The sequence below is a fragment of the Kitasatospora sp. NPDC088351 genome (assembly GCF_040685575.1).
Lineage (GTDB): Bacteria > Actinomycetota > Actinomycetes > Streptomycetales > Streptomycetaceae > Kitasatospora.
Genome location: NZ_JBFBIL010000112.1, coordinates 1 through 7832 on the forward strand (window position 1 = coordinate 1; position 7832 = coordinate 7832).

A 7832-nucleotide genomic window follows, 5' to 3' on the forward strand; every position below is an offset into this window, starting at 1 on the left:
CACCAAGAAGCAGTAGCCGACCGAACCCCCGCAGCCAGCAGCCCTCTCCCCAACCTCAACTCGAAACGGACATCAACTCTCGAACCGCCCTCTCATAGCAGGACCGCGCAACTATCCGGGCCCGCCCGAAGCCGTTGGACAGCCTATTGCCGCAGATGACAGGCTCCGCCTCATGGAGCTACTCGACGTCCTTGCGGAGCTCGCCCGGTCGGGACACCTTGGGCCGGTTGAGAACGGCGCGGCTTGGGGTCAGGTCACCGCGGCGCTCGGTGAGCCCTGGGAAGTGGTCGTCGGGAAGCGGCGGTCATGGCCGCGCCTGTTCGCTTACGGCGACCTTGAACTCAGTGTCTGCCGCTGCCAGAAGATCGCTCTGATCTGCCTCCAGACCTGGCGTGATGTCATTGGCCTCCCTGCCGGCCTGGTCGGCCGGGATCGTTTCCCCGGCCAACCCAAGTACGCCGACGTGATCGCTTCTCTCGACCGCGTCGGTTGCGCCTGGCAGCCCTACACACCCCTCACCTTCGGCAACCAATGCGCCATCGAGGCCACGTCCTCCGGCGTCACCTTCGTCTTCGAAATCCCGGACGGAGAACACCCGATCCTCAACGTCGTGGGACCCCCGCCCCATCAGCATGAGTGCCCCGCGACACTGTGAGCGTGAAGCCGACCAGTGTTCACGGCGGCCCCGGTGGCCTGACGGCCGCCGGGGCCGCCTCGTCAATATTGGGCCCGTCACCGCCTTCATACACATGTTCAAAGTCGCGCAACATACGACACGCCCGAGAGAGTCCGTTCGCCCCACTCGACACGACTACTTTCCGTGGCGAACCGCTCGCAGGCGAACTCAGCGCCGAGCTGGGCTAGTTCGGATAAGCTTGCGTTCGTTGCTCGCTCCTCGGCCGGACCCGTCCCAGCGCGACCGGTTGGAGGAGATCCGCGACAACCTCCTCGCCCGCATTGCCGAGGCCGAGCGCGAGGGCTGGCTCGGAGAGGTCGAAGGACTCAAAGTCAGCCTCGCCGGCGCCGAGGATAAGCTCGCCCAGATCGACAGGCAGTTCCAGAAGACCACCATCAGCCTCGGCATGCCTACGACGAGGAGCGGGGACCTTGAGTAGCGACGCACATCGAGAAGAACCAGGCCACGATCTGAGCACGTGGACGCTCGACCAGCTCCAGACGTTTATCCATGACGCCCGCGGCCAGCAACTTGAGACGGCACGCGTCGCCGCGCAGGGACAGGCCTACAACTCCAGCCATCCCCAGGAAGCCCGTCGCCAGTGGGCGAAGCTGTCGCTGCTCGCGAACCGACGCATGCTCGACCACGCCGAGGGACACCCAGCGCGCGTGGCTCAGCAGGACTTCATGCTCCGGATTTGGGTAATCGACCGGCTGGGCCCCGACGACACGGACCCCGACTGGAGTCCCGCGGCGCTGGCGTCCGACACGCTCGACGCACTGTCCTTCACGCCCCCGCAGGCCGCCGCTCTCGCCGAGGACTGGCGCGACCTTCCCACCGGGCAGATCCGCGAGCTGCGGCGACACAAGAACCTGACGGCACATCTCGAAAGCCTGGTCGGCTACCTGGCACCAGGCCCGGTGCGGGAACGACTCGTGGCCTGGACCGCAACCCGACCGCTCCTGCCTTGACCAGCCCTCCAGCAATCAGATCGCCCCAACCGAGTTCCCAAGGCGAGGTTCAGCAAAGGCGGTCGAAGATCAGAACGGAACCGACAGACCGGAGTCGCGCAGGCGGGCCAGAGCAACGGACATGCACTGCCGAACAGTCCTCCCGTCGGCTCGCATCCCATGCGCCAACGGGCCGCCGCTGGCGGCGAACGTCCACGCTGGCGCGTTGTCGGCCAGTCTCTCGGCGTCCATCCTGATCATGACGTTCACACCCTGCTCGCCCAGCCACTCCAAGATCAGAAGCGTCACGTCTTCGACGCCGCGTTCCTCATCGATCTTCGGCCAACGGCCTCGGTTCCCAGTCATCACCCCGACTCCATCGAGGTTCCGGAGGTGGTCCAGGGGCCCAACCGACAAGTTCAGAGAAGCCTGTGTCAGGTGCCCCATGCTCCGCCTGGACCCGGCCCAGGAACCGCGGCTGCTGGAGATCGAGACCAACACCCGCCAGCGCATCGGAGAGGCCCAGCGGATGCAGTGGCTCGGTGAGGTCGCCGGCCTGCAGGAAAGCCTGCGGCACATCGCCGACAAGAAACAGCAGGCCGAACGCCTACGTGCCCAAGCCGGGCACGGTGAAGCCGGGGTCGCATCGCTCGGATAGGCGATCACTCATCGGTGATGATCTAGGCCTTCAGCATGCGCCGTTCCTCGATGTCATCATGGCGGGTGTGAATTCCTCCGTCGCAACACCCAATGCCGACCTGGTCCATGCACGTTGGCGTGCCCGGGAGGCACCCCACGGAGACTTCATCATGTTCTCCGACGGATCTCTGTCGGTGATGAGGCTCATGCGCTTCTCCCCCGCAGATCAGCGCCATGACATGCGGGCCGAGAACTGGCAGTGGTGGGAGGTCCTCCGGGCCACCGCGTGGACCCCCAGTGACTGGATGGACGTCGATACGACGTTTGCCTCATGCACCTACGCCGGAAGCCGTGCCCTCGCAGGTGAATCATCGGACCACGGCAGTATCGGCTGGGTCGCCCTGACGCGGGACGATGACCACCACACCTTGGAATGGCTCGCGGTCTCCTGCTCGTCCAATCCGTTCACCGAAGTCACCTTGGATGGAACCACGGTGACCGCCACCAGCACCCTGGGCCGCATCTGGACCTTCCCCCGAAACGCCCCGCAACAGGTGAAGATCACTGAGGATCCTACGTACCCCTGGCCCTCGCCGACTCAACCGGTCAGTCCCGCCAACTGAAGCCCAAGATCCACTCGGGCATTGGGGTGCGAAGTACAGAGAAGGGTCTATGCGACCGCGTCCCAGGAGGCGTTCCTGGAAGGGCACGTGGAGGCGTTCACGGTGCTGGGCGGGGTGCTGTCGGTGCACATCCGGTACGACAACTTGAAGCCGGCGGTCAAGCAGGTGCTGTTCGGGCGCTCGCGGCTGGAGTCGGCGCGGTGGGTGTCGTTCAAGTCCTGGTATGTCCATGTTCCCGTGGGTTCGTTGATCCGATCCAGCCCTCTGGTGGCCTCGGCAGCAGCTTGATCTGCAGGTCTAGCGAGGTCACACTCGCGCTGGCGAATTCCGTACATCCCTCAGGATTCCTGAAGTATCATCAGCTGCTATGGTGAGGCCGCCTGAAAGCTGAAGGGGAGGACGGATGGCGCTGGCCGTCGTGCGCGACCTGCGGCCCGATCTGCGACTGGAGTCCGCCGAGGAGGTCGCCGCGTTCGAGCAGGACCTGTTGGCGGAGTTCGTGCTCGCCCGGGCTTCCGCCGGGGTGCTGGATGGCACGATCCGTGCGGACATCGGCGGGGTGCTCGGGCTGCGGGAGTGGTTTGGTCGACCGTTGTGGGAGATGCAGCCGCAGGACCTTGACCGGTACTTCGGCCGACATCGCCGCGGCTCGGCGCCGGGCACCAAGGTCCGCCAGGCCGCCGCGTTCGCCGTCTACTTCGAGTTCCTAGAGCTGAGGCACAAGGCGACGATCCACGCGGCCACCGGTGTGGTCGTCGAGTCGCCACTGGACGAGGTCAACCGGCCTCGCGGCGGCACCGCTTCGCGGTTGCGGATCCCGCCCTCGGCGGACGAGGCGACGAGGCTGTTCTCCGGGTGGCGGGCGGACATGGAGGCCGCACGCAAGTACGCGCCGGCCGCGCGGAATTACACCGCCGCCCGTCTGACCAGTCTGATCGGCCCGCGCATCTCGGAGTTGTGCCTGCTGCGGATCGGCGACATCCGGTGGGACCTTGGCCGGTTCGGCAAGATCCTCTTCAAGGGCAAGGGCAGCGTTGGCCGGGGAAAGAAGGAACGGCTCGTCCCGCTGATCAACGGGTCGCGTGACCTGCTGGAGTGGTGGGTCACCGGCCCTCGCTGGGAGTTCGACGACAGAGCCGAGGACCCCATGGCCCCGCTGTTTCCCTCCGAGCGCCGGTACGGCGACGGCTCCAGCCGGGCAGTGACCGACGACGCGCTGCGGTCCGGCCTCGCCGAGGTCGTCGCGCGCCATCTCCCGCACCAGATAGGCCAATTGACCCCGCACGTCCTGCGGCACTTCGCGGCCTCGGACCTTTACCGCAGCGGCATGGACGTCGTGGCCATCCAGGAAATCCTCGGCCACGAGTGGCTCAACACCACCATGATCTACGTTCACGTCGAGCAATCCCACGTTGAGGACGCGTGGGTCCGGGCTGGCCAGCGAGCCGCCGCACGCTTCGGGAGGACACGGTGAAGTGGAACCTGCGGATGGTCGCCGCCCAGCGCGACATCTGGAAGGCGTCCGAGCTGCAGCGCATGCTCGCGGACGCCGGGCTGGTCATCTCGGCGGGCAAGATGTCGCACCTGTGGTCGGGCCGCCCGCTGACCGTCCGCCTCGACGACCTGGACGTGATCTGCTCGGTGCTGCAGTGCACACCCGCCGACCTCCTGGTTCCCGAGCCGATCGACCATCGGCAGCCAGACAACGTGGATGAGCAGGCCGAGCGGAAGGTGGTGGGCGGCAGCCCGCTCGTGCTTCGTCGCCGTCTGGGCCGGTCCGGTCCGCCGTTGTGAGCGCGCCGATACGTCGACGCCGTCCCTGGGCCACCCGCAGCTGCCGGGACTGCCTGGGCTGGGGATGGCTCGACCGCCCCCGCTGCAAGGCCTGCTGGGGCTTCGTCGCCAAGGCCACCGGCGATCACTGCGAGATCTGCGACCGCGAGGTGGCCGCCCAGGACGGTGTCTGCCGGCTCTGCCGCCGGCAGGCCAGCCTGATCGCCGGACCGGAGAATAAGACGCGCGTCGACCTGGCGGTCGCTGCCCACACAGGTCACCAGCTGTTCATCATCGGCACCCTGCGTCCTCGCGGCGGCCTGCCACCCCGTCCGCAGAACACCGCAGACGGGCCACCGGACCGGCGGCTGCACTCCGTGCGGTCGCGTTGGAAGCAGTTGCCGCTGTTCGAGATGGCCCGTGACCTGCGCGGAGTCAGCAGCCTGGCACCGCTCCTGGACCCGGGCCTGGCCGCCGTCCTGGAAGCGCGTGCCGTACAGATCGCGGAGCTGAGAGGCTGGCCTCCGCGCACACTCGGCTCCGTCCGCAGGGGCATCCGCATCCTCTGCGCGGTCCACGGGATCGGCGAGCCGATCCGAGCGTCCACGATCGCCCAGCTCACCCACAATGCGATCCCCTCCAACCACGTCCTGGAGGTCTTCGAGGATCTGGACGTGCTGCTGGACGACCGGCCCGACACCGTGCAGACCTGGTGCGACAAGCACCTGGACTTCCTTCCCGCCGGGATACGGGCCGAGGTCGACGCCTGGGTCGCGGTCTCGCGCAACGGCACCCGGCGCCGGCTCCCTCGCTCCCGGTCCACGGTTGTTACCCAGCTCAGGCTGGTCCGGCCGTTCCTGCGCGAGCGGACGTCGACCTACACGACACTGCGTCAGGTCACCCGCGACGACGTCGCCACTTGGCTGGCCGCCCGCCCCAACCGGGTGCACGAGGCCAGTGCCCTGCGGAGCCTGTTCAACGTGCTGAAGAAGGAACGGCTCGTCTTCGCCAACCCAATGCGAGGGGTGACAACCGGCAAGAACCACACCTCGGTGCCGGTTCCGCTCACCGACCAGGAAGTCGACGCCGTCGCCCTTGCTGCCTGGCAGAATCCCGCCCTGCGCGTGGTCGTCGCCCTCGCGGGCGTCCACGCACTGCCCGCCAGGCGCATCCGTGCGCTCCAGCTGGACGAGGTCGACTTGCCCGGCCGTCGCCTCGACTCGGACGGATTCGACCGGCCGCTGGACGACTACACCGCTGAGGCGATCGCAGACTACCTGGCCTACCGTCGCCGTCGCTGGCCCAACAGCACCAACCCGCACCTGCTGATCAGCCGCAACACGGCGACCACCACGACAACGGTTGGCACCTTCTGGCTCGACCGCCTCGTCAAACGGCTGCCCGTCGGTCTGGACCGGCTCCGACAGGACCGCATCCTCGAAGAGGCTGCCGTCACCGGAGCCGATCCCCTACACCTCGCCCACGTCTTCTCACTCAGCGCCAGGGCCAGCCTCCGTTACGCCAATGCAGCCTCCGAGTCTGCCGCAGAACAGACCGGAGAGAAGCCCTGAGCAGCCACTTCGACCCCCAGCTGGCAGCACGGACCGGCCACAGTCCTCTGGCCTGCGAGGACTTGCGGTCACATGAAGTCTTTGGTGGTCACCTACGACTGCGGTCGGCGCAGCGGTGTGAGCGCGAGGGCGGTGAGGTTGTGCGCCGCGGTTGCCACCTGGAGCGAATCGCGGTCAGCGGCAGCAAGCAGGTACCCAGCGGAGAACGAGGCGAGTTCGAGGTGGTTGAGCACTTGCTGGCGCCAGTCCGGGTCGTCGGTGGCGGTGAGCTCCTCGTGCAGCAGGCTCCTCACGAGCTGGTACTGCCGCCGTATCTCCGTCGGTGAGGCGGGGTCGAGCGGCGAGCTGGCCGGGGACGAGGTGGGAGGTTCGGGCTGCACGTGCTCTCCTGTCCGGGGGGCAACTTCGCTGCTGGGCGCTGACGTTCGCAGATCAGTCTGTCTCACGTGCTTCGGGAGCGGTTGGCAGGGGTGGCCCCTGTCACCTCCAAGTGGGGCTCCACTGAAACGGCGACTGAAGGTTCGCGTGGCCGACTGAAATCTCGCGCGGACACCGACACCTCGGTGGCGCCTGAGCTTCCGTGGGTTCACCCTGCCGACACTTCAGAATCTCTGAACTCACGGAAGATTGAGTTCTCGGCGTTCTACTGCGCGCCCGGCGAGGACGGCGCCCACGAGAAGGGCGGGGTGGAGCACGAGGGCGGCCGGTTCCGCCGCAAGCACCCGGTCCCGCCTCCCGCGGTCGACTCGTTGGCGGAGCTGAACGAGCGGCTGGTCGCGATCGACATCGCGGAGGACGCCCGGCACATCCACGGCCGGCCGACCTCGATCGGGTTCGACTTCGAGGCCGAGCGGGACCTTCGCCGCCAGCAGCGGCTGGCCCGATTTCCGCGGCCCAAGCGGTGGGAGGACTTCGACTTCGAGAAGAACCCGAACGTCACCCCGGAGTTCGTGGCGGACCTGAAGTCCCCGACCTGGGTCCGTGAGGGACGGCCGCTGGTGCTGATCGGCGACTCCGGCACCGGCAAGTCCCACCTGCTGATCGGCATCGGCACCGCGATCGCCGAGACCGGCCTGTCGGTCCGCTACACCACCACCAGCGCGCTGGTGAACGAGCTCGCCGAGGCCGACGCGAGCCGTCGGCTGTCCTCGGTGATCGCCCGCTACGGCAAGATCGATCTTTTGTGTCTGGACGAGTTCGGCTACCTGAACCTGGGCCGCAAGGGCGCGAAGCTGCTGTTCCAGATCTTCACCGAGCGCGAGGAGCGCAAGGCCACCGCCGTCGCCACGAACTCACCCTTCACCGAGTGGGACAGGACCTTCGGCGACGCCCGCCTCTGCGCGGCCATCGCCGACCGGATCACCTTCCGCTGCATCCTGATCCAGACCGGCACCGAGTCCTACCGCTATCAGGCCACCCAAGAATCTCTCTTCCCCACCCCGAACTGACACGCCACCAGCAGCACGGAGGGCTGGACCCCGCGGGTCCAGCTGGCGGCGTACATGTGAGAGAGCGGTTTGTGAGTGTTTGACTGGTTCTGGTGTCACCTGATGGTGTGAGTGTGGACTGGAGTTCGCTCGCTCGGCGCCGCTGCTCTGCT

The 7832-nt window shown here is 67.2% G+C and carries 12 protein-coding genes; 10 read left to right on the top strand and 2 right to left on the bottom strand.

The window, feature by feature from the left end:
• Positions 1-172: 172 nt before the first annotated feature.
• From AB0P06_RS36330 to AB0P06_RS36340, 3 genes are all read left to right on the top strand, one after another.
• Positions 173-655, top strand: a complete 483-nt coding sequence (locus AB0P06_RS36330) for a hypothetical protein (protein ID WP_363615191.1) — start codon at positions 173-175, stop codon at positions 653-655.
• A gap of 268 nt (positions 656-923) precedes the next feature.
• Positions 924-1115: a hypothetical protein gene (locus tag AB0P06_RS36335; protein ID WP_363615193.1), complete on the top strand. Its 192-nt coding sequence runs from the start codon at positions 924-926 to the stop codon at positions 1113-1115.
• Positions 1108-1647 (top strand): hypothetical protein, encoded by a 540-nt coding sequence (locus AB0P06_RS36340; protein WP_363615195.1) that lies wholly within the window; start codon positions 1108-1110, stop codon positions 1645-1647. Before AB0P06_RS36335 ends, AB0P06_RS36340 begins: the two co-directional genes overlap by 8 nt.
• A 69-nt stretch (positions 1648-1716) precedes the next feature.
• On the opposite strand, the gene AB0P06_RS36345 is transcribed toward AB0P06_RS36340, so the two are convergent.
• Positions 1717-1992, bottom strand: coding sequence for a hypothetical protein (locus AB0P06_RS36345; RefSeq protein WP_363615197.1), 276 nt, complete (start codon positions 1990-1992; stop codon positions 1717-1719).
• A 79-nt stretch (positions 1993-2071) separates the two neighbouring features.
• Here AB0P06_RS36345 and AB0P06_RS36350 point away from each other — a divergent pair, with 79 nt between their 5' ends.
• The 6 genes from AB0P06_RS36350 (at position 2072) to AB0P06_RS36375 (ending at position 6232) form a co-directional block, all read left to right on the top strand.
• Positions 2072-2284 (top strand): hypothetical protein, encoded by a 213-nt coding sequence (locus AB0P06_RS36350; RefSeq protein WP_363615199.1) that lies wholly within the window; start codon positions 2072-2074, stop codon positions 2282-2284.
• 151 nt (positions 2285-2435) lie between these two features.
• Entirely contained in the window at positions 2436-2888 is a 453-nt protein-coding gene (locus AB0P06_RS36355) for a hypothetical protein (protein ID WP_363615201.1), read from the top strand.
• An 87-nt stretch (positions 2889-2975) separates the two neighbouring features.
• Positions 2976-3176, top strand: coding sequence for a hypothetical protein (locus AB0P06_RS36360; protein ID WP_363615203.1), 201 nt, complete (start codon positions 2976-2978; stop codon positions 3174-3176).
• A gap of 115 nt (positions 3177-3291) precedes the next feature.
• Positions 3292-4362, top strand: coding sequence for a tyrosine-type recombinase/integrase (locus AB0P06_RS36365; RefSeq protein WP_363615205.1), 1071 nt, complete (start codon positions 3292-3294; stop codon positions 4360-4362).
• Complete coding sequence (locus AB0P06_RS36370; protein WP_363615207.1) at positions 4359-4682, top strand: helix-turn-helix transcriptional regulator; 324 nt, start codon at positions 4359-4361, stop codon at positions 4680-4682. The genes AB0P06_RS36365 and AB0P06_RS36370 overlap by 4 nt, the downstream gene beginning before the upstream one ends.
• Entirely contained in the window at positions 4679-6232 is a 1554-nt protein-coding gene (locus AB0P06_RS36375) for a hypothetical protein (RefSeq protein WP_363615208.1), read from the top strand. Before AB0P06_RS36370 ends, AB0P06_RS36375 begins: the two co-directional genes overlap by 4 nt.
• Positions 6233-6324: 92 nt before the next feature.
• On the opposite strand, the gene AB0P06_RS36380 is transcribed toward AB0P06_RS36375, so the two are convergent.
• Complete coding sequence (locus AB0P06_RS36380) at positions 6325-6612, bottom strand: hypothetical protein (protein ID WP_363615210.1); 288 nt, start codon at positions 6610-6612, stop codon at positions 6325-6327.
• A 306-nt stretch (positions 6613-6918) separates the two neighbouring features.
• Here AB0P06_RS36380 and istB point away from each other — a divergent pair, with 306 nt between their 5' ends.
• The gene (gene istB / locus AB0P06_RS36385; protein ID WP_363615213.1) at positions 6919-7680 is read left to right on the top strand and encodes an IS21-like element helper ATPase IstB; all 762 of its coding nucleotides are present in this window, start codon (positions 6919-6921) and stop codon (positions 7678-7680) included.
• Positions 7681-7832 lie beyond the last annotated feature (152 nt).

Bases quoted from the DNA above. Each gene is read 5' to 3' on its own strand.
- AB0P06_RS36355 (WP_363615201.1), top strand. From the start codon at position 2,436: ATGTTCTCCGACGGATCTCTGTCGGTGATGAGGCTCATGCGCTTCTCC.
- AB0P06_RS36365 (WP_363615205.1), top strand. From the start codon at position 3,292: ATGGCGCTGGCCGTCGTGCGCGACCTGCGGCCCGATCTGCGACTGGAG.
- AB0P06_RS36330 (WP_363615191.1), top strand. From the start codon at position 173: ATGGAGCTACTCGACGTCCTTGCGGAGCTCGCCCGGTCGGGACACCTT.
- AB0P06_RS36350 (WP_363615199.1), top strand. From the start codon at position 2,072: ATGCTCCGCCTGGACCCGGCCCAGGAACCGCGGCTGCTGGAGATCGAG.
- AB0P06_RS36345 (WP_363615197.1), bottom strand. From the start codon at position 1,992: ATGACTGGGAACCGAGGCCGTTGGCCGAAGATCGATGAGGAACGCGGC.